Genomic DNA, 26,138 nt, shown 5'->3' with positions numbered 1-26,138 from the left:
CGGGCCGGTCAAACAAAATCTGCCGTGTCCTCCCTTTCGAGGACACGGCAGATGAGGTTTGTGCTCGGTGCGCTACTTCTTGGAGAAGCCGGCCGAGCCGAGCTGCCGGGTGGCCTCGGCGACGCGTACGGCCATCGCGCTCTCGGCCGTCTTGCCCCAGGCCCGCGGGTCGTAGACCTTCTTGTTCCCGACCTCGCCATCGACCTTCAGCACCCCGTCGTAGTTGCGGAACATGGTGTCCGCGATCGAGCGCGTGAAGGCGTACTGGGTGTCCGTGTCGATGTTCATCTTCACGACGCCGTTGGCGACCGCTTCGGCGATCTCGGCGTCCGAGGAGCCGGAGCCACCGTGGAACACGAGATCGAGCGGCTTCGGGCCGGTGCCGTACTTGGCGGCGATCCCGTCCTGGATCTCCTTGAGCAGCTCGGGGCGGAGCTTGACGTTCCCCGGCTTGTAGACGCCGTGAACGTTGCCGAACGTGAGTGCGGCCATGTAGCGACCCTGCTCGCCGAGCCCGAGCGCCTCGACGGTGGCGACCGCGTCGTCGAGCGTCGTGTACAGGTGCTCGTTGATGTCGTGGCTGACGCCGTCCTCCTCGCCGCCGACGACGCCGATCTCGACCTCCAGCACCGAGCGGATGGCCTTCATGCGAGGCAGCAGATCCTTCGCTACCCGGAGGTTCTCATCGAGCGGCACGGCGGATCCGTCCCACATGTGCGACTGGAAGATCGGGTTGCGGCCCGCCTTCACTTCGCTCTCCGAGGCTTCGAGCAGCGGCATCACGAAGCCGTCGAGGGCGTCTCTGGGGCAGTGGTCGGTGTGCAGCGCCACGGTGATGGGGTAGTTCTTCGCCACCTCGGTGACGAATGCGGCGAACGCGAGAGCTCCCGAAGCGCGGGCCTTGACGGTCGGGCCGCTGAAGTAGTCCGCGCCGCCCGTGGTGACTTGGAGGATGCCGTCGGACTCTGCCTCGCTGAGGCCTTGGAGCACGGCGTTGATGGTCTGCGACGACGATACGTTCACCGCCGGATAGGCGAAGCCGTTGGCCTTGGCCTTGTCGAGCATCTCTGCGTACTGATCGGGAGTTGCGACGGGCATGCGGCCTCCTCGGCGCGGAACTTATTTCATGGTCGCCGTCGAGTCTATTGTCCGCATCAGCCGGTCGGCGGCGGTGCGCATGTGGTGCCGCATGGCCGCGGTGACGGCATCGGGGTCGCCCTGCTCGATCGCAGTCAGCACTTCGGCGTGCTCCTGGTAGGCCAGCTCCGCGTCGGATTGCGAGTCGAGTCCGCGCTCGACCCAGAGGCGCAGCAGCGATCGGATGCTCTGAAGCAGGTCGAAGAGCACCTGGTTGCCCGCGCTGCGGGCCAGCTGCAGGTGGAATTTCAGGTCGGACTCGATGAAGCGCGACCGGTCGGTCAGGTTGTCGTGCATGCCCTTGAGGTGCTTCCGCAGCTGGTCCAGATCGCGGGGGCTGATCCGCTCGGCCGCCTTCCGCGCGGCGAACACCTCGAGCTCGCCGCGCAGCTCGATCAGCTCGGCGGTGCGTCCGGCGCTCAGCATGATGCCCCAGCTCAGCGTCTCGGGCAGCAGCTCCGAGGCGTTGCCGCGCAGGTAGGTGCCGGATCCCGGTCGCACGTCGACGATGCCGAGGATCTCCAGCGCCGCCAGGGCCTCCCGGACCGCGGAGCGGCCGATGCCGAGGGATGCGGCGAGCTGCCGCTCGGCCGGGAGCCGTGTGCCCGCCTCGATGTCGCCGCTGGTGAAGGAGTCGAGCAGTCGCTTCGCGACCGTGCTGACGGCGGTGCCCGAGGGCACGGTGCCGAGCGCGGCGCTGATGCGATCCGCGTCGTCTCCTGGGTAAGCCGGCATTGCTGGGAAGGCTACCAGGCAGCGGGCGGACCATATAGCGGCACGGAATCCATCCTCTTCAGCTCCGAATAATTGGTCAACCGGTTGACAGGTTGTGGAGCGAAGTCGATACTTGATCGCGGGGCAGGTGGAGGCGTCGTGACGGCGCTGTGAACAACGAAGGGGTTCTTCATGAGCAGGGCAGCGGCGAGCCGCACCGTCGAGCAATCGGCAATCCGAAAGGTCGCGATCCGGCTGGTGCCGTTCGTCGCGCTGATGTTCTTCATCAACTTCCTGGACCGCACGGCGATCGGGTTCGCCGGGCCGAACGGCATGAACGACAGCCTCGCGCTGTCGGCGGCTCAGTTCGGCTTCGCGTCAGGGGTGTTCTTCATCGGCTACATCATCCTCGAGGTGCCGTCGAACCTCGCTCTGCACCGCTTCGGCGCCCGGCGGTGGCTCGCCCGCATCATGGTGAGCTGGGGCATCGTCTCCCTGCTGTTCACGTGGGTGTGGAACTTCGAGTCGCTGGTTGTGCTGCGCTTCATCCTCGGTGTGGCAGAGGCCGGCTTCTTCCCCGGCGCCATCCTGTTCCTGAGCCTGTGGGTTCCGGCGCAGTACCGCAGCACGATCCTCTCGCTGTTTTACCTGGCGCAGCCGCTCACCACGGTGATCGGCGCCCCCATCGCGGGTCTGCTGATCCAGGCGGACGGGTTCTTCTTCGGCCTTGAGGGTTGGCGATTCATGTTCTTCGGCGTCGCAGTGCCGGCCATCGTGGTCGGAGTGATCGCCTGGTTCTACCTCGCGGACAGCCCGGCCGACGCGAGGTGGCTGACCGCCGAGGAGAAGACCTGGCTCACGAGCGCCCTGCAGAAGGAGCGCGCTGCGACCGAGAGCGCGACGGGGAAGCACCCCAGCATCCGCGGTGCACTCGGCAGCGGCCGGGTGTGGGTGCTCTGCTTCATCTACTTCGGCTTCATCTACGGTCTCTACGCGCTGGCCTTCTTCCTGCCGACGATCATCGCCGAGTTCGAGGGACTGTACGGAACCACGTTCGACGTCTTCCAGCGCGGCCTCATCACCGCCATCCCGTACCTCCCCGCAGCGGTGGCGCTCTACTTCTGGAGCCGCGACGCGAGTCGCCGCGGGCTGAAGACCTGGCACATCGCGATCCCGGCCGTCGTGGGCGCGGTGACGATCCCGGTGGCGCTGTATGCGGGATCGGCCGTCGCCACCATCGCCGTCATCACCATCACCGCGTCCGCGATCTTCGCCGCGCTGCCGAACTTCTGGACACTTCCCACGCAGTTCCTCACCGGCATCGCGGCGGCGGCCGGCATCGCGCTGATCAACACGATGGGCAACGTCGCCGGCTTTGCGGCGCCGTACATCACTGGCGCGGTGGCGGACTGGACCGGCGGCTATGAGGCTCCGATGTTCATCGTCGGCGGATTCATGGCGCTGTCGGCGCTCCTGATGGTGCTGCTGTCTCGCCGCCCGCACACGGCAGGCCAGCCGGTGAACACCGATCCAGAGGTGCTCGACAAGTACAACCCGTAGCGTCGGAGTGTTCGGCGGACGGATCCGAGCCGCCGCACGTCACCGCCATCCGACAACGACGCAGAAAGCCTGGGACATGACCCGTCTGTTCAACGAACCTGCCGCATTCGCCGACGAGATGATCGAGGGCTTCGTCGCGGCGAACTCCCGATGGGTGCGCCGCGTGCCCGGCGGTGTGGTGCGATCCAGCGGCACCCCGCAGGGCCAGGTCGCTGTGGTGATCGGGGGCGGCTCCGGCCACTACCCGGCGTTCGGCGGGCTGGTCGGCCGTGGGCTGGCGGCCGGCGCGGCGATGGGCAACCTGTTCGCCTCCCCGTCTGCGCAGCAGGTGTATTCGGTGGCGAAGGCCGCCGAGAACGGCGGCGGGGTGCTGCTGACGTTCGGCAACTACGCGGGCGACGTGCTGAACTTCGCGCAGGCGCAGGAGCGGCTGCTGGCCGAGGGCATCCAGTGCCAGACCGTCCTCGTCACGGACGACATCTCCAGCGCCGCGGTGGAGGAGAAGCAGAAGCGCCGCGGCATCGCGGGGGATCTGACCGTGTTCAAGGCGGCCGGTGCCGCCGCGGAAGCCGGGATGACGCTGGACGAGGTGGTGGACGTCGCGACCCGCGCCAATGAGGCGACCCGGTCGTTCGGTGTCGCGTTCAGCGGCTGCACGCTCCCCGGCGCCGCGGAGCCGCTGTTCACTGTCCCGGCCGGCCGGATGGCGGTCGGCCTGGGCATCCACGGCGAGCCGGGCATCGACGAGACGGACGTCCCCACCGCAGACGGGCTGGCGGAGCTGTTCGTCACGTCCCTGCTGGCAGAGCTGCCGGACGGTGTCGACGAAGTGGATGGGCATCGCGCCGCCGTGGTGCTGAACGGCCTGGGGTCGGTCAAGTATGAGGAGCTGTTCGTCGTCTACCGGCGGATCGCGCAGCTCCTCACCGAACGCGGTGTCGTGGTCGTCGAGCCGGACGTGGGCGAGCTGGTGACCAGCTTCGACATGGCCGGGGCATCGCTGACCCTGTTCTGGCTGGACGACGAGCTGGAGCGGCTGTGGACGGCACCGGCGGACACACCGGCGTACCGCAAGGGCGCCCTCGAGGCGCTCGCACCGGCGGAAGCAGCGGGGGAGGCGGCTGCAGAGACCGAAGCCGCGATCGCCGAGGCGTCGCCCGAGTCGCAGCAGACGGCCCGCGCCGTCGTGGCGGCGCTGGAGGCGGCCGCTGCGGTGATCGACCGGGAGGCCGACGAGCTCGGACGCATCGACTCGATCGCAGGCGACGGCGACCATGGCATCGGCATGCAGCGCGGTATCCGCGCCGCGGTGGCCGCCGCCGTGCACGCCGTCGAACTCGGCGGGGGTGCCGGCACGGTGCTGGAGCAGGCGGGCGACGCCTGGGCGGACAAGGCCGGCGGCACGTCCGGTGCGCTGTGGGGTGTCATCCTGCGCTCGATCGCCGCCGAGCTGGGCGATGATGCTGCCGGCAGCCGGGACAGCGTCGCCCGGGGCGTCACGTCCGCAAGCGACGCCGTCATGCGATTCGGCAAGGCGAGCGTCGGCGACAAGACGATGGTGGATGCGCTGGTGCCGTTCGCGGAGACACTGCGCTCCGAGATCGACGGTGGCGCCGGCCTGGCCGACGGCTGGGTGGCCGCTGCGGCGGCAGCCCGGACCGCGGCCGACGGCACGGCAACCCTGCTTCCCAAGATGGGACGCGCCCGTCCGCACGCCGAGAAGAGCCTCGGCACGCCGGACGCCGGCGCACACTCCCTGGCGCTCATCGCCGATGCGGTGGCCCAGACACTCACGAACAGCAAGAAGGAGGAACAGCATGGCTGACAAGCTGCGAATCGTCGTCGGTTCCGACGACGCAGGGTACGAGTACAAGGAGGCCCTCAAGGCCGACCTGGAGCAGAACGACGGCGTGGCCGAGGTGCAGGACGTCGGCGTGAACGCCGACGGGCACACCCCGTACCCGACGGTCGCGATCGCGGCCGCGGAGATGGTGGCCCGCGGTGAGGCCGACCGGGCGCTGCTGGTTTGCGGCACGGGCCTGGGGGTGGCGATCGCCGCGAACAAGGTCAAGGGCATCCGTGCCGTCACCGCACACGACAGCTTCTCCGTGGAGCGTGCGGTGCTCAGCAACAACGCCCAGGTGCTCACCTTCGGTCAGCGGGTCGTCGGCCTCGAGCTGGCCCGGCGACTCGCGAAGGAGTGGCTGACCTACCGCTTCGACGCCGAGGGCGCGTCGGCGCAGAAGGTCGCCGTGATCGACCAGTACGAGGAATCGACGGACGCCTGATATGACGTATCGACCGCGCTTCACGATCGGTGTGAGCCTCAAGATGTACTTCGGCCACGCCGAAGCGCTCCGCTGGTTCGACCGCGTCGCGGAGCTGGCGGCCGGGCACCCGGCACTCCTCTCCGGAGCCGCCGAGCTGTTCGTTATCCCGAGCTTCCCAGCGCTGCCCGCCGCCGTTGAGCGGCTGACGCCGGCCGGCGTGCTGGTCGGCGCGCAGGACCTGTTCTGGGAGGACCGCGGCGCCTTCACGGGTGAGGTGAGCGGCGCAGAGCTGGCGGAGCTCGGCTGCACGCTGGCGGAGATCGGCCACGCCGAGCGCCGGCGGCTCTTCGGCGAGACCGATGAGACCGTCGCCCGCAAGATCGCGGCCGCGCTGAGGAACGGGCTGACCCCGGTGCTGTGCGTCGGCGAGGCGGACCGGACGGACCCCGAGCGGGCCGCCGCGGACTGCATCGCCGAGTTCGACAGCGCGATCTCCGCTGTCGAGCCGGGAGCCGCCGGCCGCATCCTCGTCGCCTACGAGCCGCACTGGGCGATCGGCGCCGCCGAGCCGGCGTCTCCCGCTCACATCGCCGGGGTGACCGAGCGGCTCGCGGCCCACGTCGCCGCGGTGCCGGGATACGAGGGCAGCCGGGTGATCTACGGCGGCAGCGCCAAACCCGGACTGCTGCCGAAGCTCGGGTCGGCGGTCGGCGGGCTGTTCCTCGGCCGGTTCGCCCACGACCCCGCCGCACTCGCCGCGATCCTCGACGAGACGGTGCAGCTCGCGGAGGTGCCGGCGTGATCGGCCTCAGCACCTATTCGTTCTTCTGGCGGTGGTCGGAGCGTGCGCCAGAGCCGCTGACGCTTCCGCAGATGCTCACCCGCACCGCGGAGCTCGGCGTCGGGCTGTTCCAGATCTGCGACTACCCGCCCATCGAGGACTCCTCGCCGGCGGAGCTGGCGGAGACCGCGGCGCTCGCGCGCCGGCTCGGTGTGAAGCTCGAGCTCGGAACGAAGGGCATCGAGCCGGACCACCTGCGGAGATACCTCGCGATGACCGAGCCCCTCGGCGTTTCGCTGCTGCGAAGCATGCTCTACTCGCCGACCTCACGGCCGAGCATCGACGACGCGAAGCGGATGCTCACCGAGGTGGTGCCGGAGTTCGAGGCCGCCGGTGTGCAGCTCGCGCTCGAGACCTATGAGCAGGTCCGGTCGGCAGACCTGGTCGATGTGGTCACCAGTGTCGGCAGCCCCGTCCTCGGCATCTGCCTCGACCCGGGCAACTGCGTCGCGAACCTCGAGCACCCGCGCGATGTCGTCGAGCGGACCGCCCCATACGTGCTCAACCTGCATGTGAAGGAGTTCGCCTTCAGCCGCCGAGGCGGCTGGGTCGGCTTCCTCTACGCCGGCGCGCCCCTCGGCCAGGGGCTGCTCGACTACGACCACCTCGTCGAGACCACTCAGGCCCGCGAGAAGGGCCTCAGCCAGGTGATCGAGCACTGGCTGCCGTGGCAGGACGACTACGCCGAAACCGCTCGTCTCGAAGACGAGTGGACCGTCTCGAATCTCGAATATCTAAGGAGCAAGAACCCATGAGCGACGTCATCCACACCAACTCGCCCTCGCTGACCATCGCCGTGATCGGCGCCGGCGGCAAGATGGGCATGCGCGTGTCCAACAACCTCGCCCGCACCGACCACAGCGTCTTCTACAGCGAGGCCTCGCCTGCAGGCCAGGAGCGCGTCCGCGCGGCGGGCCGCGAGATCACCGAGACCGAGACCGCGATCCAGGATGCTGACGTCGTCATCCTCGCCGTGCCCGACGTGGTGCTCGGCAAGGTCAGCGAGTCGGTCGTGCCGCAGCTGAAGAGCGGCGCCATCGTGCTCACCCTCGACCCGGCCGCGGCATACGCGAATCTGCTGCTGAAGCGCGACGACGTCGAGTACGCGGTCGCGCACCCGTGCCACCCGTCCGTGTTCGTCGAGCGCCATACGCCCGAGGAGTACGCCGATACCTTCGGCGGCATCGCGGCGAAGCAGGATGTCGTCGCCGCACTCGAGTCGGAAGACGAGGCGAAGCGACAGATCGCGGAGACCGTGATCCGCGTGATCTACGCGCCCGTCGTCGACGTGCATTGGGTTACCGTGAAGCAGCTCGCCTACCTCGAGCCGACGCTCGTCGAGACGGTCGCCTGCATGGTGGGGGACCTGCTGCGGGAAGCGCTGCACGAGACCGTCCACACGGTCGGCGTTCCGGAGGCCGCGGCGCGTGCGATGCTGCTCGGCCACACGCAGGTGGCGCTCGCGAACACGCTGAAGGGCGACAATCCGTTCTCCGACGCCTGCCTCATTGCGATGGATTACGGCCGCGAGTCGATCGTCAAGGACGACTGGAAGAAGATCTTCAGTGACGACCAGCTCGACCTGGTGATCACGCGGATGCTGCACCTGGACGGCATTACGCGCTGACCGTCGTTCGCCGCGGGTGCACGGTCTCTGAGCCCGCCGAAGGGACCGGGCGACCGCGGCGGGCACGTCTGGATACAGTTGCGACGTGGCGGCGCCGCGCTCGCCCAACGAAGGGATGCACGCCATGTCGACGACCGAAGCGGGGGACCTGTACCTCCACCCCGACCGCAACCTCGCCATGGAGCTGGTGCGTGCCACGGAGGCAGCCGCCATCCGCGCGACGCCGTTCATCGGCAAGGGCGACAAGAACGCCGCGGACAAGGCAGCCGTGGATGCGATGCGGAAGTTCCTCGGCACGGTGGAGTTCGACGGCACGGTGGTGATCGGGGAGGGCGAGAAGGACGAGGCCCCGATGCTCTTCAACGGAGAGCGGGTCGGGACGGGGACCGGGCCGTCGTGCGACATCGCGGTCGACCCGATCGATGGCACGTCGCTCACCGCGGCCGGCCGGCAGAACGCCCTGTCGATGATCGCGGTGTCCGACCGGGGCAGCATGCTCGACGCGTCGATGGTGTTCTACATGGAGAAGCTCGTCGGCGGTCCCGAGGCGATCGGCGTCGTGGACATCCGCAAGCCCATCGGGGAGAACCTGCGTGCGCTGGCCGCGGCGACCGGCCGCGAGGTCGGTGAGCTCCGCGTCGCGGTGCTCGACCGGCCGCGGCACGCGCAGCTGATCGAGGACATCCGAGCCGCCGGCGCCGGCACCCGGCTGCTGCTCGACGGCGATGTCGCCGCAGGCATCAATGCGGCGCGGTACGGGTCGCGCATCGACCTGTGCGTCGGCACCGGCGGAAGCCCGGAGGGGGTTGCCACCGCGTGCGCGATCAAGGCGCTCGGCGGGCTCATCCAGGGGCGGCTCGCGCCCAAGACGGACGATGAGAAGCAGAAGGGCCTCGACGCGGGCCTGCAGTTCGACCATGTCTACGAGGCGGACGAGCTCGTGCGCAGCGACAACACCTTCTTCGTCGCCACCGGCGTGACCGACGGCGCCCTGGTCCAGGGCGTCCGCCGCAAGGGACCCATCATCCGCACCGAGAGCATCGTGCTCCGCTCCCGCTCCGGCACCGTCCGGTTCGTCACCGCCGAGCACCTCGCCCAGAAGTGGCTCGACGAGTCGTAGCCGAACGCTGAAACCGGGCCAGTTCGGCGTATCCGGCCCGCCGCGGCGGGCCGGATACGCCGGAATGGCCCGCGCTGAGCAAGGGAGCGCGGGCCATTCGGGGGCGGGTCAAGCGGGGGCGGGTCAGGCGGTGGCGCTGACCTCGCCGGGCTCGATGTCCAGCAGGCCGGGGTCGATCTCCGGACGGCGCGGCGGCAGGCCGGTCTCGTCGAGCGCCGCGAGCTCCAGTTCGACCGCGGTCAGCTGCTTCGGCCGCGAGTCGATCACCTTCTGCTCGCCGAGCACCTTCGACTCGTCGAGGTCGCCGAGCTTGCGGGCGGTGACGAGCACGCGGGATTCCAGCGAGTTGGCGAACGTGTTCCAGTTCGAGACCGTGGAGTCGATGGAGCGACGGAGCTTGTCGGCGTGCTCGCCGAGTGTTGCGAGGCGGGCGTAGAGCTCCTTGCCCAGGTCGAAGAGCCGCTTCGCGTCTTCGGTCAGCACATCCTGCTGCCACGTGAGGGCCACCGTCTTCAGCACCGCCCACAGGCTGATCGGGCTGGCGAGCGCGACGCGCTTGTTGAAGGCGTAATCGAGCAGGCCGGGGTCCTGCTCGAGGGCAGCGGAGAGCAGCGCCTCGCTCGGGATGAACGCGATGACGAACTCGGGGCTGGCATCCAGTCCATCCCAGTAGCGCTTGCCGGCGAGCGCGTCGATGTGGCTCTTCACCTGCTTGGCGTGCTGGGCGAGCAGCGTCTTGCGTCGCGCGTCCTGCTCCTCCGAGGCGGTGGCCGGGATCTGACTGGCCTCGAGGTAGGAGTTGTATGGCACCTTCGCGTCGACCGCGATCGACTTGCCGCCGGGCATCCGCACCACCATGTCGGGACGGCCGGTTCCGGCGTCGGACGAGATGCTCGACTGAAGGTGGAAGTCCACCCGGTTGACGAGGCCCGCGGCCTCGACGACGTTCCGCAGCTGGGTCTCGCCCCACACGCCGCGGGTGGCGTTGTTGCGCAGCGCCGAGGCGAGCGACTCCGCGGTGGCGCGCAGACGCTCCTCGGACTCCGTGGCGCTCCTCAGCTGCTGCGCCAGCTCGCCGTGCTGCCGGCTGCGCTGCTGCTCCAGCTCCACGACCTTGCTCTGCATCGTCCGCAGCGTCTCCTGCACCGGGGTCAGCGCCTGCAGCACCTTGCTCTCGCGCCGCTCCGCCTCCGCCCGCGCCTCGGCATCCCTGCGCTGGCGCTCGAGCAGCTCCTGGTACTGCACCTGCAGCACGCGCACCTGCTCACGCAGCCCGTCCGCGGTCGCCTGCACCGCCGCGTGCTCGGCCGAGAGCCGCGCATGGAGCGTCGCGTGCTCGGCGGACAGCTGCGCCCGCGCCGCCGCCTCCTGCGCCTGCAGCTCAACGATGGCCCGGGCGTGCTGCTCCTCGAGCAGCGCCGGGTCGACCCCTGCGGCGACCGTCGCGGTGCGCGAACGGAGAAACAGCGCGCCGAGCGCGCCGCCGAGGATCAGGCCGGCGAACAGGCCGAGGAGGAGGGCGAGGAGTGGGTCCATGGCTCCAGTGTCGCAACGGCCTCGGACATTGCCTGGTCCCGACGCGCACGGGTACCGTAACCGGCCGTAGAGTTTTCGGCATGGAAACCCTCGATCACTGGATCAACGGCCGTCTGTCGGCGGGCACCTCGACCCGCACTGCGCCCGTCTACAACCCCGCTCGCGGCATCGTCGCCCGAGAGGTTCGGCTGGGCTCGGTGTCGGACGTCGAAGAGGCGATCTCGGCCGCGACTGCCGCCTTCCCAGGCTGGGCTGAGACGTCGCTCGCGAAACGCCAGCAGGTGCTCTTCAACTTCCGCGAGCTGCTGAACGCGCGCAAGGACGAGGTCGCCGCCATCCTGACCGCAGAGCACGGCAAAGTCACCTCCGACGCGCTCGGCGAGGTGCAGCGCGGGCTGGAGGTCGTGGAGTTCGCGGTCGGCATCCCGCATCTGCTGAAGGGCGAGTACAGCGAGAACGTCTCCACCGGCGTCGACGTCTACTCGACCCGACAGCCGCTCGGCGTCGTCGGCATCATCAGCCCGTTCAACTTCCCGGCGATGGTGCCGCTGTGGTTCTTCCCCATCGCGATCGCGGCCGGCAACTCCGTGGTGCTGAAGCCGAGCGAGAAGGACCCGAGCGCCTCCATCTGGATGGCGCAGCTGCTGCAGGAGGCGGGCCTCCCGGACGGGGTCTTCAACGTGGTGCACGGCGACAAGGAGGCCGTCGACGCGATCCTCGACGCCCCCGGCATCGCCTCCGTCTCATTCGTCGGCTCGACGCCGATCGCCCGCTACGTCTACGAGCGGGGCACCGCCACCGGCAAGCGGGTGCAGGCCCTCGGCGGCGCGAAGAACCACATGCTGGTGCTGCCCGACGCCGACCTCGACCTCGTCGCCGACTCCGCGGTGAACGCCGGATTCGGCTCCGCGGGTGAGCGGTGCATGGCGATCAGCGTGGTCGTCGCCGTCGAGCCCGTCGCCGACGAGCTGATCGGGAAGATCAAGGACCGGATGTCCGGACTCACCGTCGGCGACGGCACCCGCGGCTGCGACATGGGCCCCCTCATCACCCGCGAGCACCGCGACAAGGTGGCCGGGTACCTCGACCTCGCCGTCGAGGACGGTGCCGAGGTCGTCGTGGACGGCCGCGGCATCGAGGTGGACGGGGAGGCGGACGGCTTCTGGCTCGGTCCCACACTGATCGACAAGGTGCCCACCTCATCCAAGGTCTACGGAGACGAGATCTTCGGGCCGGTGCTCTCCGTCGTGCGGGTGGAGAGCTACGACGACGGTGTCGCGCTGATCAACGCCAGCCAGTACGGCAACGGCACCGCCATCTTCACCAACGACGGTGGCGCTGCGCGCCGCTTCCAGCGCGAGGTCACCGTCGGCATGATCGGCATCAACGTGCCGATCCCGGTGCCTGTGGCGTATTACTCCTTCGGCGGCTGGAAGAACTCGCTGTTCGGCGACTCCAAGGCATACGGCCCGGATGCGGTGCACTTCTTCACGAGGCAGAAGGCCATCACCTCCCGGTGGCTCGACCCGTCGCACGGCGGCATCAACCTCGGCTTCCCGCGCAGCCACTAGGAGCGTCCCGTGGAGTGGATCTGGTTCGTCGTGGCGGCGGTGGCGATCGTCGTGGTCGTCGCCGTCGTGGTGTGGCTGTTCCGTCCGGAGATGGAGAACGACGAGGGCGACGTGCAGAAGGGACGCCGTCGCTTGAGACGACTCCGCCGGGTCAGCAAGCCGGAGAACCGCTGACGCGCCGTCATGATCCACGGCTTGCCGCAATTCGCGGCTGGGGTCGACGGGAAGCGGCGACTTGCGGCAATTCGGGGGTGTCCGGACGGCCGATGAGTGCGCGGATGCATCCTGATGAGCTCCCGGTGGGCGAGGGGCTCGTCCGCCGGCTGCTCACCGACCAGTTCCCGCAGTGGGCGCGCCTTCCGCTGCGACGCGTGCCGTCATCGGGGACCGTCAACGCGATGTACCGGCTCGGCGGCGACCTGGTGGTGCGGCTTCCGTTCGTCGAGTGGGGCGCCGGCGGCATCGAGCAGGAGGCGGCCTGGCTGCCTCGGCTCGCGCCGCAACTGCCCGTCGCGATTCCGACGGTCCTCGGTTCCGGCGTACCGGGCGACGGCTATCCGTGCCCCTGGCTGGTGCTCGGCTGGCTCCCCGGCCATCATCCAGAGCCGGCGAGCCTGCGTCATCCCGACGCGGTGGGGACCGGCCTCGCCGCGTTCATCGTCGCTTTGCGGTGCATCGACCCGGCGGGTGCGCCGACCGGACATCGCGGCTTCTCACTCCACCCATTCGACGCGTCCGTGCGTCGGACGCTTCATGAGGCCGCTGATCTCGTCGACGAGCGCCGACTTCTCACGGTGTGGGAGCACGCGCTCGCGGCCGCTGAGTACGACGGTCCGCCGGTGTGGGTGCACGGGGACCTGCTGCCGGCGAATGTTCTGCTGACCGACGACCGGCTCAGTGCTGTGCTCGATCTCGGGGCGGCCGGCGTCGGAGATCCCGCGTGCGACCTGATGGCGGCATGGAGCATCCTGCCGCCGGATGCGCGGGACGGCTTCCGCCTTGCGGTCGGCGCGGACGACGCGTCTTGGGTTCGCGGCCGCGGGTACGCGATGGTGCAGGCTGCAGTGGCGCTGCCGTACTACCGCGAGTCGAATCCCGGCATGGTGCGCAACTCGATGCGCATCCTCGCCGAGCTGACGGCGGAGGGAGCCTGAGCGGCTCCCGGAGATGACTCGAATGGTCGCCATCGTCTCCGGATAGCGGCGATTCACGTCATCTCGGCCCCGGCCGACGCCGCGGGATCAGGCCAGGACAGCGGCGCGGGTGTCTTCCGCCATCGCGACGGAGCCGATGGCGCCCATCCGCAGCCCCGCCACCCGCGCCAGCGCGTCGGCGTCGTCCGCGTCGTAGCGTCGGGCGGCGTGAACGAGGATCGCCGCGCAGGCCTGCGCGTCGGCGAGCGCGTTGTGGTGCTCGAAGTCCTCGAAGCCCGCCGCCATCGCCGCGACGGGCAGCTTGTACGAGTCGAGGGAGTAGGTCTTCCGCGCGAGCTGGAGCGTGCAGAGGTACCGGTACGACGGGGTGTCGACGTAGCTCGCCTGGCATGCCGAGCGGAGAACGTTCATGTCGAATCCGGCGTTATGGGCGATGAGGTGGTCCTCTTCGGCGAACGCGACGAGGTCCGGCAGCTGCTCGCTCCAGAGCGGTGCGTCGGCGATGTGCGCCTCGGAGATGCCGTGGATGCGCGTGTTCCACTCGCTGAACCAGTCGTGCCCGAACGGTGGCCTGATGAACCAGTGCGCGGAGTCGACGACGCGGCCGTCCCGCACCTTCACCATGCCGACGGAGCACGCGCTCGCCGCGGAGTTGTTGGCTGTCTCGAAGTCGATCGCGGTGAAGTCCAACGGCACGTGCCGATGGTCACACGGGCGTCCGACGCCGCCTCGGTGCCGCGCCGCCTTCCGGTCGATCACGTGGCTCGCTAGTGTGCAGCCACGGGAGGTGGGATGGCGGAGCGCTGGGGCACAGCCGCTGTGGCACTCCTGGCGGCTCTTGCGGCGACCGGCTGTTCTGCGCCGGGGCCATTGGCCACGCTGTTGAACCGCCCACAGGTCGAGAGCGACCGGATCGCTGACACGGCACGGCCGTACGACGTCGACCCGGATTCGACCCGGTTCCTGGCGGAGCACGGCGGGGTGACGTTCTGGGCAGGCCGGCATTCGGAGCGCCGGGTGCTCTGCCTGGTCGTTGTCGAGGACGAGGAGAACGGTTCCGCCGGCTGCGGCAACCCGCCGGTGGGCTTGGGCGGTCAGTGGGGCGAGGCCTGGCTCCTCCCGGATGGCATGGACCCACGGGCCATCGAGGGGGAGTGGACGACCGTGACGCCGAACCTCCTGGTGCAGCGATGACACCCCGCCGCACATACCGGGCGTGGGCTCTCGCCGGGACGCTGGTGTTCTCCTCCGGCGCACTCACCGGGTGCATGTCCGGCGGGTGCCCGGGATGGCACGACTACAGCGACCCGGAGGAGCGGTTCCGGGACAGCGCGCTGGTCGTGGTCGGAACGGCCGCCCCGGCCGGATGGTGGGCGGAGCTCTTCGCCGACGACGCGGTCTATGACATCACGGTCGAACGGGTGGTGAAGGGCGATGTCGGAGAAGACGACGTCGTCCGCGTCGAGTCGATCTCCGACCACTGCGCCGCCGTTCCGTTCCCGGACGGCGATCCACTCGACACCGACGACCTCGTTCTGGTGTTCCTCATGGAGAAGCAGGACGGCGGCCTTCGCACCCTGACGCCGTTCGACGCCGTGACGCCGGTCGAGTCGGCGGACGAGCTGCCGTTCGACGTGCCCGCCGGCCTCTGATCGGATCGGCGGCTACGCACCCTCCGGGTAGGTCTCCGCGCCCGACACCCGGGTGTACCTTGGCTTCTCGATCGGCTCGTACGGCACCTCGAGCGGCGGCGAGCCCGCCATGCCGGCGCGGTCGGCTGCGCCGGAGAGGATCTCGGCAAGCGCGTCGACCGACGACACCTTCGGCTCCCAGCCGAGCACCCGCCGCGCCCGCTCGGTGGACATCATCGGCGAGTTCGCCGCGATGTCCAGCCACCCGGGGTCCGTGGCGTGCAGGCGGAGCTTCCACGTCGCCGACACGAACGCCCGCGCCGCAGCGAACCGGATGCGGACCCACCGGCCACCGACCACCGACGCGATCCGCTCCGGCGTGAGCACCGGCTCCGCGGCGAGATTGAACGCCCCACCGGCTCGCCGGTCGATCACGCGGAACAGCGCGTCTGCCACATCCGAGGCGTGCACGTCCTGGGTCCACATGGTGCGGGGGAGCGGCACGATCGGCGGACGGACCGTGTTGAGCCAGCCGAGCGGCAGCAGCGTGCCGACGAAGATCCGCGCCTCCTGCGCACCGGCGCCGCGCTGGAAGACCAAGCCGGGGCGGATGCGGGTGACGACGATGTCGGGATGTTCCGCCTCGAACTTGTCGACGACCCGCTCGTTGACCGCCTTCTGTCGGGAGTAGTGGGAGGTGTGGATGCCGCCCGTGGGCCAGTCCTCGCCGACGCGCCGGCGCCGCGGCCCCGGACTGTACGCGGCGATCGAGGACAGGTACACCAGGTGCGGCACCCGCGCCGCCGCCACAGCTCGCAGCACCCGGGCGGTGCCGCGCACGTTGGTCTGCCACATCTCCCGCTCGTCGCGGTTCGGCTGCAGCTTCCACGCCAGATGCACCACCGCGTCCGCCCCGGTGAACGCGTCGATCAGCTCCGGCACGGACTCCTCGTCCGCGATGTTGACCTGCCGCCACTCGACGCCGCGGTACGGGTGCTCCGACGTGTCCGGGAGGCGGCGGGCGAGCCCGACGAGCTGCGGCGGCTCGGCCTCCTGCTGGAACCGGCGCAGCAGCGACGTGCCGATGTTGCCGGTCGATCCCACGAGAACGACGCGCATGATCACTCCTCGGGCAGGCGGGTCGGCCACAGCCTAGGGCGGGGGACTCGGAAAGTGCCGGGTACGGCCACGGGTACTGTTGATGCCCGTGGCTCTCACCATCGGAATCGTCGGTCTCCCGAACGTCGGCAAGTCGACGCTCTTCAACGCACTCACCAAGAACGACGTGCTCGCGGCGAACTATCCGTTCGCGACGATCGAGCCGAACGTGGGCGTGGTGAGCCTGCCCGACCCGCGGCTCGATGTGCTGGCGAGGCTGTTCGGCAGCGAGCGGATCCTGCCGGCGACCGTGTCATTCGTGGACATCGCCGGCATCGTGAAGGGGGCGAGTGAGGGGGAGGGGCTCGGAAACCAATTCCTCGCCAACATCCGGGAGGCGGACGCCATCGCGCAGGTGGTGCGCGGCTTCGACGACTCGGATGTCGTCCACGTCGAGGGGGCAGTGAACCCCGCCGGTGACCTGGAGACGATCAACACCGAGCTGATCCTCGCCGACCTGCAGACCCTCGACAAGGCGGAGCCCCGCTTCGAGAAGGAGGTGCGCGGCAAGAAGGCGGACCCGATCGTGCTCGAGACGGTCAAGGCAGCCCGGAATGTGCTCGACGAGGGGCGCATCCTGTACGGCCCCGGCGTGGACATCACCCCCATCCGTGAGCTGGGTCTCCTCACCGCCAAGCCGTTCATCTTCGTATTCAACGTCGACGAGGCGGTGCTGACGGATGACGCCCGGAAGGCGGAGCTCTCGGCGCTGGTCGCACCCGCGCCGGCGGTGTTCCTGGACGCGAAGATCGAGTCCGAGCTGATCGACCTGGATGCGGACGACGCCGCCGAGCTCCTCGCCAGCACCGGTCAGGAGGAGAGCGGCCTCGCGCAGCTTGCCCGCGTCGGGTTCGACACCCTGGGCCTGCAGACGTACCTCACCGCAGGTCCCAAGGAGGCCCGCGCCTGGACGATCGCCAAGGGCTCGAAGGCCCCGCAGGCGGCCGGTGTCATCCACACCGACTTCGAGAAGGGCTTCATCAAGGCCGAGGTCATCAGCTTCGATGACCTCGTCGCGACCGGCTCGATCGCCGAGGCGCGCGCGAAGGGCAAGGCGCGCATCGAGGGCAAGGACTATGTGATGCAGGACGGCGACGTGGTGGAGTTCCGCTTCAACGTCTGATGTCGTCTGGGAAGGACCCGAACGGACGCGCTCGCGCGAGGATTACGAGCCCGGAGATGCGCGATTTTCGGGTCAGCCACTGAATCCCATGCTCGTCCACGACTCGTCTGAGTCGTCTTCGTAAGGAGTCGCCTCATGGCGAACAAGTCACAGCACGACCCCGCCCGACTCCTTCTTCTCCTTCACTGGCTAGCTCGATGATGACGGCCACGCCAGTCGGGGACCGGCGGACGAACTCGTCGCGGTGCCTAAGGTCTTGTTCATGAGTGCCGCACGAGTACCGGCCCCCATCGCCATCGTCGTCTGCGGAATCCTGCTAGCCGGATGCACCAGCACCCCGTGGACGACAGATCAGCTGCCTGAGGAGGAAGCCCAGTCGCAAGCACCCACGCCAACGGCGACCCTCACACCAGAATAAACCGAGAGGCGACCGGAACAACCGGCGGACTACAGCCCGGAAGACTTCGTTCAACGTTGCATGTACCGGGCGGACAACGTATTGCAGTTCTGGGATGAAGGGCGCAGTGACGACTTCGGCGGAGGCCTGCACATCCGAGCGCGCGACGGAAGCGTCTATGTCGGCTCTGCTGACGGCGTCGATGGAAACTTCGCCCAATTCCCGAATCAGGCTGTTCCCGGTGAGTGCTTCTACTGCTGGTCGGCGCCGGCCGACCCCGACAGTACTGGCACCTATCCCAACAGGGAACAAGACATCTGGGTGAGAATCCGCGGTCCAGTGTTCTATGAGGTCGACGTGAACCTCGAAGGCGACGCCTGCAATCGCGTTTCGCAAGAACCCATCTGGTACGCGGAGACCGGCTGACGGGAGTTCGTGCACACATTCGGCCGTCGCCGCGCTCCCAGTTGCATCGGGTGACGAGTGGGCGGTCTCCGTCGAACTGACGGCCCTCCCCGCCGACGGCCAATCTGCATAGGCTTTCAGTGTCGCCGACCGAAGGATTCGCCGTGTCAGCCCACAACGAGCACTCCTCTCAGGAGCACATTCCCGGCCCGGATGAACCGACCGTCCCGGAGATCGAGTACGACCAGACCATCGCACCGCGTCCGGAGGAAGAGAATCGCCGACGTCCTGCGAGCGAAACCAGACGTCGAAGACCACACCCAGCATCCTGAGTGAGGACACCCTCAGCGGCTGGACATCGCCAGGTGCGCGCGCTAGCGTCGCCGGATGCCCGCTCCGGTTCCGTATCTGCACTTCGATGGCGTCGCTGCAGACGCCCTCCGCTTCTATCACGAGGTGTTCGGCGGTGACCTCGAGCTCAACACCTTCGCCGACTTCGGCCGGAACGATGGTCCGGGCGACGCCATCGCGCACGGCACTCTGTCCGGTCCGGTCGACCTCTACGGCGCGGATATCGCCGGCGACGGGCGCCCTGTGCGGATGGAGGGGATGATGCTCTCGCTGCTCGGTGCCGCAGCGCCCGACGTGCTCGACGGATGGTTCGCCGCGCTCGCCGTCGGCGGGCGGGTGATCGACCCGCTGCAAGAGCGACCCTGGGGAGACTCGGACGGAACGCTGTGCGACCGATTCGGTCTGACGTGGCTGGTCGGCTACAAGGGTGACGCCGCGCGCGGATGACCACGCCGGATCGTTCGCACCGGGCGTTCCGAATCGGCCCGCGGAATCCGTCGCCGAGATCCCGAGCAGCTCGGCAGACGAGCGGTGTCGGCGCCGTTGCCGTTTCGCTCGTCGGCGGTCGCCGGTAGCGTTCCGGAATGGCGACTGATCCGCAGGTGCTCGACTGGCTGCTCGACTCTGATCCCGCCGTGCGCTGGCAGGTGGAGCGGGATCTGGCGGGCGCCCCGCGGGAGGCGTGGGAGGCGACGCGTGCCCGGGTGGGAGCGGAGGGATACGGCGCCGAGCTGCTGTCCAAGCAGGACCAGGACGGGCAGTGGGCGGGTGGCGCCTTCTTCCCGGCAGGGTTCTTCGATAGTCCCGAGTCCAAGGAGCCCGGGCAGCCGTGGACGGCGACCACCTGGGCGCTGAAGGACCTTCGCGAATGGGGCGTCGACGCTGCGAGGCTGCCCGGGACGGCGGAGAAGGTGGCCGCCAACAGCCGCTGGGAGTACAACCACCTGCCGTACTGGGGCGGCGAGGTCGACGTGTGCATCAACTCCTACACCCTCGCGAGTGGTGCCTGGCTCGGCGCCGACATCTCCGGGCTGGCCGCCTGGTTCCCCGCGCACCGGCTGGCCGATGGCGGGTGGAATTGCGAGGCGGAGGAGGGGAATTCGACGCGGTCGTCGTTCCACTCGACCCTCAACGCGCTGCGCGGGATGCTCGCCTACGAGCGGATCACGGGTGACACCAGCTTGCGCCCCGCGCGCCGCGGCGGCGAGGAGTATCTGCTCGAGCGGCGGCTGATGTACCGGGCGACCACCGGGCAGCTCGTCGGCGGCTTCGTCACCGAGTTCGTCTATCCGAACCGCCACCGGTACAGCGCCCTGGTCGCGCTCGACCACTTCCGCGATGCCGCCCTCCTCGACGAGACGCCGCCCGATCCGAGGCTTGCGGAGGCCATCGAGGTGGTGCGCGCTGCACGGCAGCCGGACGGAAGGTGGCTGCAGGGGGCCCCGCTTCCGGGCCGCACGTGGTTCGACGTCGACGTCCCACAGGGCGAGCCGTCCAAGTGGCTCACCCTTCTCGGAACCCGTGTCATGGAATGGTGGGACGCGGCGCGCTGATCCCGTCGACCCGGGCATGAGGACTTCCGGCCCTGCTGTGCAGGCCGCGTCAGCTCTACCGTGGCGGCGTGGACGCGAGACCTGGAACGCCGCCCGGCAGCGCGGTGATCGTGCACGGCACATGGTCCAATCCCGGTGATATGGGGTGGGTTCGGAGACTTCTCGAACACGCCGGCGTCCACGTCGAGGCCCCCGATCTGCCCTCCCACCGCTCGGCCCGCGCGGGGCTGCTGGAGGATGCGGACGAGGTGCGCCGGGTGATCCGGTCCTGCCCGCCGCCGGTGGTCGCGATCGGCTGGTCCTACGGCTGCGATGTGATCGGCGTCGCCGCGGATGGTGAAGGGTCGGTGATTCGGCTCATCTACGCCGGCGCAGTTCCGTGCCGGGTCGGAATCGACCCGGAACGCATCCGCTGGGTCGACTCACCGCCGTGGATCACGGCCGACTACTCGGCGGGCACATTCGTGCTGGACAACGACTGGTGGGTGTACGAGGAGAAGGGCACGACCTTCCCCCCGGACGTGCAGGAGCATATTCGGCGCAATCCCAGGCGGCCCGCGGCGATACGGATCAACACCGATCCCATCCCCGCGGCCGCGTGGAAGTCGATCGGGACGACAGTGCTGCTCGGGGTCGATGACGAGTTGGTCACCGACGAGGAGCGGCGCTGGGCCGCCGAGACCTTCGACGACGTCCGCGCAGTGGACACCGACCACTTTCTGCTCTTCCACCGCCCGGAGGTGGTCGCCGGCGTCGCGCTCGAGGCGCTGCGCGACGCAGCGCTGCCGCGCTGAGCCCTCGGGGCGCGGTGGAGGCCGGGGGACTGATCCTGTCCGCGATCGGTTCTATGGTGGGGCCCGATGAGCAAGCCGAATGAGATCGCGCGATGGCGGATGCACACTCAGCACCTGCTGGAACCGCACGCGCCCTCGGCGTCGGCTGTGGTGCGCAGCCTGCTCGCCGTCCAGGCGGAGAATCGGAGCCAGGCCGAGTGGGCCGTCGCCTGCCGGACGGCCCAGAGTGACGCCGCGGACCTCGCCGGACTGCTCGACACCGGCGCGATCATCCGCACTCACGTTCTGCGGCCCACCTGGCATTTCGTCTCCGCCGCCGACGTCCGGTGGCTGATCGAGCTCACATCGCCACGGGTCCGCCCGGTCCTCCATCGTCAGTTGATCGAGCAGCACGGGTTGAGCGCGTCGGACCTCGATCGAGCGCTCAGCATCGTCGTCGAGAGCCTCAGCGGGCGACCCGACCAGAACCGCGAACAGCTCGCAGCGGGGCTGATCGACGGCGGCATGGACCTCGGTGGGCAGGCGCTGATGCTCCTGCTGGGCGTCGCCGAACTGGATCGACTGATCTGCAGCGGGCGTCTGGTGAACGGCAAGCACACATATGCCGCGTTCGCCGAACGGGTCCCGCCGGCCACACGGCTGGATCGAGACGAGGCGCTGGCCGAAGCCACCCTGCGCTACTTCACAGGACACGGGCCGGCCACCGAACGGGACCTTGCGTACTGGGCGACGCTGACACTCACCGACGTGCGGCGCGGACTCGACCAGGTTCAGGACCGGCTCACGTCGTTCACTCACGATGGGCGCACGTTCTGGCACGCCGCGGGCACCGAGATGCCGTCGACCTCGCCGGAGCCGGCGGCGCATCTGCTGCAGATCCTCGACGAGCTGTACCGGGGCTACCAGGACAGCCGGATGGTGCTCGATGCGGAGGGAATCGTTCCGCGCGGACGGGAGGTGGCCGTCGGGATGGCCGTGGTCGACGCCCAGCTGGTCGGCTCGATGAAACGCACGCTCGGTGCGCGGGTCCGCTTCGAGGTCATGCCCTATCGCCGCCTGCGGTCCGGAGAGCTCGATGCTCTCGAAGTCGCAGCGGCGCGGTACGGGGCGTTCCTCGGTCTCGATTCCGAGCTCCTCGTGCGGCGGTGAGACCGTCGCGGGGTGGAACGGGCGTCCCAGCTGCGCCGATGCCGGAAGCCGCTGAAGGCGAGGCCGTCAGGTGAGGGTGCGCCGCATCAGGATCCGGGGGAAGCCGCCGACGACGGAGGTGGTCTCCGCAGCCTTCTCGAAGCCCGCCCGCTCGAACATGTCCCGCGTGCCGACGAACGCCATCGTCAGATCCACTCGCTCCCCGCCGTTGTCGGCGGGGTAGCTCTCCACGACCGGGGCGCCGTTCACCCGGGCGTAGTCGACGGCACCCTCGATGAGCGCGGGCGTCACGCCCTGCTTCCGAAAACCCGGGCGCACCCGGATGCACCACAGCGACCACACCGGCAGGTCGTCGAGGTGCGGGATCTTCCTCGAGTTCGCGAACGGGTGCAGCTCCGCGCGCGGCGCGATGCCCGCCCAGCCGGCGACCTCACCGTCGCGGTACGCCAGCACGCCCGGCGCCAGATCGCGGGCGCAGAGCTCCCGCACCTTCTCCGCGCGCTGCGAGCCGACAAGCGACCGGTTCTCCTTCGAGCCCAACCGCCAGGAGAGGCACCAGCACACCGAGGACTCCGGATTCTTCGGCGCGAACATCGTCGCCATGTCGCCGAAGTCGTGGGCCGGTTTCACCTCGATCATGCCGCTCATGGTGCCACCGCCCCCGCGGTCACGGAAGTGAGGCCGCGTGGTCACGCCGCGGCATCCGCAGCGCGTACGCCGCCGCGAGCACCATGAACAGCGTCGCAGACGCGAACGCCGCCGGATACGAGAACGCGTCGAGAAGCGCTCCCGCCGCGAGAGGGCCGAGGATGGTGCCGGCGTCCGAGAACGCGGAGTAGATCGCCAGCGGCCGCGCATTCCGCGGTCCCGCCGCGTCGCCGACGGATGCCGCAGAGGCAGGCCCGAGGAACGCCGCGGCGGCACCGTAGACGCACAGCAGTCCGATCAGCAACGGCAGCGACGAGACGAACGGGATCGCGAGCATCACGCCGCCGGTCACCGTGAACGCGACCACCAGCGCGGGTCGGCGTCCCACCGTGTCGATGAACCGCCCGGCCGGGGCGAGCGCCAGCGTCTGCGCCACCGCCGCGATCGCGAACGCGACGCCCGTCCACGCCGGCGACTCGTGCAGCAGCTCGACGACGAGCACCGGGATCAGCGCGCTGCGCACCCCCATCGACCCCCAGCCCTGCGCGAAGTTCGCGAGGCAGGCGGCACGGAAGCGGACATCCCGGAGCACCGTCGGCAGGGGCACGCGCGCCGGTGCGTCGCCGGCATCGGCCCCGCGGCTGGTGCGCAGCATCAGCAGCCCGATCAGTCCCGCGATGGTGAGCGTCGCGGCGTAGAAGAAGAACGGCGCCCGGAGCGAGATCACGGCGAGCAGCCCGCCGACCGCCGGGCCCGCCATCCCGCCGATCAGGAAGCCGCCGTGGTAGAAGCTCATCGCACGACCGCGCATCGACGGAGCGGTTGCAGCGAACAGCAGCGACATCGCCGACACGGAGAAGAGCGCCGATCCGATCCCGCCCGCTCCGCGCAGAAGCAGTACCTCGACATAGCTCTGCGCGAGGCCCACGAGCGCGCTCGACACCGCGACGAGGCCGATGCCGACGGACAGCATCGTGCGCTCGCCGACGCGGTCGATCAGCCACCCGGTGAACGGGGTCATCGCGAGCCGCATCAGCGCGAAGGCGGACACCACGGCGCCGACCTCGAGGTACCCGACGCCGAACTGCCGCACGAACACCGGAAGCACGGGGATCACGACACCGAAGCCCAGCATCACGAAGAACGCGACCGCGCCGAGCACGAGCACGTCGCGGGGCAGTCGTTCGCGCGGTGTCAGTTCCATCGGCCGCCGATTGCGCTGGGAGGGCGGACGGAGACGCACGAGGCCAGCGTACGCACCGCCGGTGCGGGACGGATCCGCGCTCCTTATGGGCGCCGGCCCGCTCGGCGTGCCGGACGGGATTGCTCGGCTCTACAGGCCGCCCATCGACCTGAGTTGCGGTCCCTGTCCGGCGGCAGGGAATCCCACGCCTCCTTCGTCGTCAGCGTCGTCGTCGGCACCTCGCTCGGCCTCGCTGCGCGTGTCAGCCTCGGCAGTGCCGTCCGAGTCGCCCTCGAGTCCGTCGACCATGCCGTTCGTCGGGTCGAAACCCTCGGCGGCGCCCTCGCCCTGATTCGATCTGTCCATGAGATGACGGTCGCACTCGAGGCACCATCACCGCTGGACGGTGGCTCTGAGATCCATGAACGTCGGTCCAGGAACGTCGGCCGCGGACTGCGTCCGGGACCGCGATCGACGGCTCACCCGGCTCAGCGCGACGGTGTTCAGCGAGCGAGACGCTCCGCCAGGGCGGCCTCGTCCGTCACGAACCAGACGTGCTGGCTGCGGTTGGACTCCCAGACGTAGTCGCGGAACGCTCCGCTCGCCGCTTCGAAAACGGACACGTCGCCGACCACGACGAGGCGCAGTCGGTAGTTCACCAGCTTCTGGGTGATCTCCCCGGCCTTCCGCGTGCTGAGATCGAAGAAGCCGGGGTCGAGCCGAGACACCGGGATCGCGATGGTGCTGATCCCCTCGGACCATGCGTTGCCGATGAGGTCGGAGGCGTCGTCCGATGTGGAGACGAGCGGGCCGTCGGGGTCGAGGTGCAGCACGCGGATGTCGCCGTGGTCGTCGATGCGCATGCACACGAACCTAGGGTCTCCGTCGGCGGCTCGGGCGACTGTTACGCCGTGGCGTGGACTCGGCCTGTGCGCGCGCTCCGAACTCGATCAGCGTCGACCGGGTGCCGGTCCTGGGTGAGGCGGCGGCGAACGAGACTGAGGCGGCGGCCGCGCCTGCGGCACCGCGTCAGTGACAGGAGAACACCATGGACCTCGGAGGCCTCGGAGACAAGGCGAACGACTTCGCGAAGAGCGAGAAGGGCGAACAGATGAGCGACGACGCGCTCGAGAAGGGCGGCGACGCGGCGGACAGGGCAAGCGGCGGCAAGTACGGCGACAAGATCGACAGCGCGGAGGACGCTGCCGACAAGAAGGTCGGCGGCGCATAGGCGGGTCCCGCTTCGTGCCGGATGAACGCGCTCGTGTCGGATGAACGCGTAATCGCGCGATCATCCGGCACACCCGCAGTCATCGCCGCGTCCCGGCGTGGACCGCACGGTCAGCCGGCCAGGACCTCGTCGACGAACTGCCGCACTGCCGACGTCACGATGTCGTTGACGTCGACGCCGGAGCGGGCCGCGACGCGGAGGCCGTGATCGGCCTTCGGCACCTCGACCACCCGGATGCTGGTTTCGCCCTCCGTCTCCCGGCGCACCTGCGCCGCGGATCCGAACGTGTCGTGCTCGCCCTGCACCACGAGCACCGGCACGTCAGGGGTCAGCAGCTCCTCCAGCCGTGACTTCTCCGGCTTCCCCGGAGGATGCAGCGGGAAGCCCAGGCACACGACCGCCGCGGCCCCCAGTGCGCCCGCGGTCCGGCAGCCGACCCGCGCACCGGCGCTGCGGCCACCGACGAACAGCGGCACGCCGTTCGCGAGCTCGAGCACCGTCGGGGCCGACTCCAGCCATCCGATGTCCAGCATCGGCGGCCGGACCGCGACCTTCCTGCCGGCGAGCCGCCATGGCTGCTCGTGGCGGACGACGGTGATGCCTTCGGCCGGCAGCGCCTTCGCCACGGCGAGAAGGTCGCGGGAGTCGATTCCGCCTCCGGCGCCGTGGCCCAGCCACAGGACGGCACGGGGCTCGTCGGCGGCGGACACGGTGATCCGTGCCGGCCCGAGCGAGGTCTCGAGAAGGCGCTCCACCCCTCGACCGTACCCGCGCGGCAGACGCTCGCGAGGTAGCGTGAAGGCCATGCAGCCGATGTTCCCCATCCCCGCGCCGCCCGGCACGCCACCGTGGGTAGGCGGGCTGTTCGTCCTCGCCGCGGTCGCCACAGTGGTCGTGCTGATCCTTCAGGCGGTGCGGTACTTCCGCAGCAACCGCGACGACGACGACTCGCACTGAGCACCGGAGCCGCTGCGCGCCCGGACGG

At 69.5% G+C, this 26,138-nt stretch carries 30 protein-coding genes; 20 read left to right on the top strand and 10 right to left on the bottom strand.

The features are described from left to right. Positions 1 to 72: 72 nt before the first annotated feature. Complete coding sequence (gene fbaA / locus ACFFGH_RS31075) at positions 73 to 1,098, bottom strand: class II fructose-bisphosphate aldolase (RefSeq protein ID WP_386676189.1); 1,026 nt, start codon at positions 1,096 to 1,098, stop codon at positions 73 to 75. Positions 1,099 to 1,119: 21 nt separating this feature from the next. Further along, positions 1,120 to 1,872, bottom strand: a complete 753-nt coding sequence (locus ACFFGH_RS31070; RefSeq protein ID WP_386676188.1) for a FadR/GntR family transcriptional regulator — start codon at positions 1,870 to 1,872, stop codon at positions 1,120 to 1,122. A gap of 171 nt (positions 1,873 to 2,043) precedes the next feature. Between ACFFGH_RS31070 and ACFFGH_RS31065 the strand changes: the two genes are divergently transcribed. From ACFFGH_RS31065 to glpX, 7 genes are all read left to right on the top strand, one after another. Further along, positions 2,044 to 3,411: an MFS transporter gene (locus ACFFGH_RS31065; protein ID WP_386676186.1), complete on the top strand. Its 1,368-nt coding sequence runs from the start codon at positions 2,044 to 2,046 to the stop codon at positions 3,409 to 3,411. A gap of 76 nt (positions 3,412 to 3,487) precedes the next feature. Beyond that, positions 3,488 to 5,236 carry a dihydroxyacetone kinase family protein gene (locus tag ACFFGH_RS31060; RefSeq protein ID WP_386676184.1) on the top strand — a complete coding sequence of 583 codons (1,749 nt, stop codon included), beginning with the start codon at positions 3,488 to 3,490 and terminating at the stop codon, positions 5,234 to 5,236. Further along, positions 5,229 to 5,699 (top strand): ribose-5-phosphate isomerase, encoded by a 471-nt coding sequence (locus ACFFGH_RS31055; RefSeq protein ID WP_386676182.1) that lies wholly within the window; start codon positions 5,229 to 5,231, stop codon positions 5,697 to 5,699. The genes ACFFGH_RS31060 and ACFFGH_RS31055 overlap by 8 nt, the downstream gene beginning before the upstream one ends. A 1-nt stretch (position 5,700) precedes the next feature. Beyond that, positions 5,701 to 6,483 (top strand): triose-phosphate isomerase family protein, encoded by a 783-nt coding sequence (locus ACFFGH_RS31050; RefSeq protein WP_386676180.1) that lies wholly within the window; start codon positions 5,701 to 5,703, stop codon positions 6,481 to 6,483. Continuing rightward, positions 6,480 to 7,277: a sugar phosphate isomerase/epimerase family protein gene (locus ACFFGH_RS31045; RefSeq protein ID WP_386676178.1), complete on the top strand. Its 798-nt coding sequence runs from the start codon at positions 6,480 to 6,482 to the stop codon at positions 7,275 to 7,277. Before ACFFGH_RS31050 ends, ACFFGH_RS31045 begins: the two co-directional genes overlap by 4 nt. Continuing rightward, positions 7,274 to 8,149 carry a phosphogluconate dehydrogenase C-terminal domain-containing protein gene (locus ACFFGH_RS31040; RefSeq protein WP_386676176.1) on the top strand — a complete coding sequence of 292 codons (876 nt, stop codon included), beginning with the start codon at positions 7,274 to 7,276 and terminating at the stop codon, positions 8,147 to 8,149. Before ACFFGH_RS31045 ends, ACFFGH_RS31040 begins: the two co-directional genes overlap by 4 nt. Before the next feature lie 124 nt (positions 8,150 to 8,273). Continuing rightward, positions 8,274 to 9,269, top strand: coding sequence for a class II fructose-bisphosphatase (gene glpX, locus ACFFGH_RS31035; protein ID WP_386676174.1), 996 nt, complete (start codon positions 8,274 to 8,276; stop codon positions 9,267 to 9,269). 123 nt (positions 9,270 to 9,392) lie between these two features. On the opposite strand, the gene ACFFGH_RS31030 is transcribed toward glpX, so the two are convergent. Continuing rightward, complete coding sequence (locus ACFFGH_RS31030; protein WP_386676173.1) at positions 9,393 to 10,805, bottom strand: DNA recombination protein RmuC; 1,413 nt, start codon at positions 10,803 to 10,805, stop codon at positions 9,393 to 9,395. A gap of 80 nt (positions 10,806 to 10,885) precedes the next feature. Here ACFFGH_RS31030 and ACFFGH_RS31025 point away from each other — a divergent pair, with 80 nt between their 5' ends. From ACFFGH_RS31025 to ACFFGH_RS31015, 3 genes are all read left to right on the top strand, one after another. Further along, positions 10,886 to 12,376, top strand: a complete 1,491-nt coding sequence (locus ACFFGH_RS31025) for a CoA-acylating methylmalonate-semialdehyde dehydrogenase (protein WP_386676171.1) — start codon at positions 10,886 to 10,888, stop codon at positions 12,374 to 12,376. A gap of 9 nt (positions 12,377 to 12,385) precedes the next feature. Beyond that, positions 12,386 to 12,550 carry a hypothetical protein gene (locus tag ACFFGH_RS31020; RefSeq protein WP_386676169.1) on the top strand — a complete coding sequence of 55 codons (165 nt, stop codon included), beginning with the start codon at positions 12,386 to 12,388 and terminating at the stop codon, positions 12,548 to 12,550. A gap of 104 nt (positions 12,551 to 12,654) precedes the next feature. After that, positions 12,655 to 13,530: an aminoglycoside phosphotransferase family protein gene (locus tag ACFFGH_RS31015; protein ID WP_386676167.1), complete on the top strand. Its 876-nt coding sequence runs from the start codon at positions 12,655 to 12,657 to the stop codon at positions 13,528 to 13,530. Positions 13,531 to 13,617: 87 nt separating this feature from the next. On the opposite strand, the gene ACFFGH_RS31010 is transcribed toward ACFFGH_RS31015, so the two are convergent. After that, positions 13,618 to 14,226 carry a 3'-5' exonuclease gene (locus ACFFGH_RS31010; protein WP_386676165.1) on the bottom strand — a complete coding sequence of 203 codons (609 nt, stop codon included), beginning with the start codon at positions 14,224 to 14,226 and terminating at the stop codon, positions 13,618 to 13,620. A 186-nt stretch (positions 14,227 to 14,412) separates the two neighbouring features. On the opposite strand from ACFFGH_RS31010, the gene ACFFGH_RS31005 reads away from it, so the two are divergent. Further along, the gene (locus ACFFGH_RS31005; RefSeq protein ID WP_386676164.1) at positions 14,413 to 14,724 is read left to right on the top strand and encodes a hypothetical protein; all 312 of its coding nucleotides are present in this window, start codon (positions 14,413 to 14,415) and stop codon (positions 14,722 to 14,724) included. After that, complete coding sequence (locus ACFFGH_RS31000) at positions 14,721 to 15,182, top strand: hypothetical protein (RefSeq protein WP_386676162.1); 462 nt, start codon at positions 14,721 to 14,723, stop codon at positions 15,180 to 15,182. Before ACFFGH_RS31005 ends, ACFFGH_RS31000 begins: the two co-directional genes overlap by 4 nt. A 12-nt stretch (positions 15,183 to 15,194) precedes the next feature. Here the strand turns inward: ACFFGH_RS31000 and ACFFGH_RS30995 are convergent, their stop codons facing one another. Next, positions 15,195 to 16,280, bottom strand: coding sequence for an NAD-dependent epimerase/dehydratase family protein (locus tag ACFFGH_RS30995; protein WP_386676160.1), 1,086 nt, complete (start codon positions 16,278 to 16,280; stop codon positions 15,195 to 15,197). An 88-nt stretch (positions 16,281 to 16,368) separates the two neighbouring features. Between ACFFGH_RS30995 and ychF the strand changes: the two genes are divergently transcribed. From ychF to ACFFGH_RS30965, 6 genes are all read left to right on the top strand, one after another. Beyond that, positions 16,369 to 17,442: a redox-regulated ATPase YchF gene (ychF, locus tag ACFFGH_RS30990; RefSeq protein WP_386676157.1), complete on the top strand. Its 1,074-nt coding sequence runs from the start codon at positions 16,369 to 16,371 to the stop codon at positions 17,440 to 17,442. A gap of 478 nt (positions 17,443 to 17,920) precedes the next feature. Continuing rightward, positions 17,921 to 18,265: a hypothetical protein gene (locus tag ACFFGH_RS30985; RefSeq protein WP_386676155.1), complete on the top strand. Its 345-nt coding sequence runs from the start codon at positions 17,921 to 17,923 to the stop codon at positions 18,263 to 18,265. A gap of 366 nt (positions 18,266 to 18,631) precedes the next feature. Continuing rightward, entirely contained in the window at positions 18,632 to 19,042 is a 411-nt protein-coding gene (locus ACFFGH_RS30980) for a VOC family protein (protein ID WP_386676153.1), read from the top strand. A 137-nt stretch (positions 19,043 to 19,179) separates the two neighbouring features. Next, positions 19,180 to 20,148: a squalene cyclase gene (locus ACFFGH_RS30975; protein WP_386676152.1), complete on the top strand. Its 969-nt coding sequence runs from the start codon at positions 19,180 to 19,182 to the stop codon at positions 20,146 to 20,148. 68 nt (positions 20,149 to 20,216) lie between these two features. Further along, positions 20,217 to 20,942 carry an alpha/beta hydrolase gene (locus ACFFGH_RS30970; RefSeq protein WP_386676150.1) on the top strand — a complete coding sequence of 242 codons (726 nt, stop codon included), beginning with the start codon at positions 20,217 to 20,219 and terminating at the stop codon, positions 20,940 to 20,942. Between the two features lie 66 nt (positions 20,943 to 21,008). Beyond that, positions 21,009 to 22,091, top strand: a complete 1,083-nt coding sequence (locus ACFFGH_RS30965) for a winged helix DNA-binding domain-containing protein (protein ID WP_386676148.1) — start codon at positions 21,009 to 21,011, stop codon at positions 22,089 to 22,091. Between the two features lie 66 nt (positions 22,092 to 22,157). Here ACFFGH_RS30965 and ACFFGH_RS30960 read toward each other — a convergent pair whose 3' ends face one another. From ACFFGH_RS30960 to ACFFGH_RS30945, 4 genes are all read right to left on the bottom strand, one after another. Beyond that, complete coding sequence (locus ACFFGH_RS30960; RefSeq protein WP_386676146.1) at positions 22,158 to 22,730, bottom strand: GNAT family N-acetyltransferase; 573 nt, start codon at positions 22,728 to 22,730, stop codon at positions 22,158 to 22,160. Between the two features lie 28 nt (positions 22,731 to 22,758). Next, positions 22,759 to 23,943: an MFS transporter gene (locus ACFFGH_RS30955; protein ID WP_386676144.1), complete on the bottom strand. Its 1,185-nt coding sequence runs from the start codon at positions 23,941 to 23,943 to the stop codon at positions 22,759 to 22,761. Between the two features lie 129 nt (positions 23,944 to 24,072). After that, entirely contained in the window at positions 24,073 to 24,288 is a 216-nt protein-coding gene (locus tag ACFFGH_RS30950) for a hypothetical protein (RefSeq protein WP_386676142.1), read from the bottom strand. Between the two features lie 137 nt (positions 24,289 to 24,425). Next, positions 24,426 to 24,785, bottom strand: a complete 360-nt coding sequence (locus ACFFGH_RS30945) for a DUF4180 domain-containing protein (protein WP_386676140.1) — start codon at positions 24,783 to 24,785, stop codon at positions 24,426 to 24,428. A gap of 185 nt (positions 24,786 to 24,970) precedes the next feature. Here ACFFGH_RS30945 and ACFFGH_RS30940 point away from each other — a divergent pair, with 185 nt between their 5' ends. Further along, complete coding sequence (locus ACFFGH_RS30940) at positions 24,971 to 25,153, top strand: antitoxin (protein WP_386676138.1); 183 nt, start codon at positions 24,971 to 24,973, stop codon at positions 25,151 to 25,153. A gap of 110 nt (positions 25,154 to 25,263) precedes the next feature. Here the strand turns inward: ACFFGH_RS30940 and ACFFGH_RS30935 are convergent, their stop codons facing one another. Next, entirely contained in the window at positions 25,264 to 25,908 is a 645-nt protein-coding gene (locus ACFFGH_RS30935) for an alpha/beta hydrolase family protein (RefSeq protein ID WP_386676136.1), read from the bottom strand. Between the two features lie 49 nt (positions 25,909 to 25,957). On the opposite strand from ACFFGH_RS30935, the gene ACFFGH_RS30930 reads away from it, so the two are divergent. Next, positions 25,958 to 26,110: a hypothetical protein gene (locus ACFFGH_RS30930; protein ID WP_386676134.1), complete on the top strand. Its 153-nt coding sequence runs from the start codon at positions 25,958 to 25,960 to the stop codon at positions 26,108 to 26,110. Positions 26,111 to 26,138: the final 28 nt, after the last annotated feature.

It is taken from the genome of Lysobacter korlensis, assembly GCF_042434515.1.
This window is presented reverse-complemented; position numbering and strand designations above follow the sequence as displayed.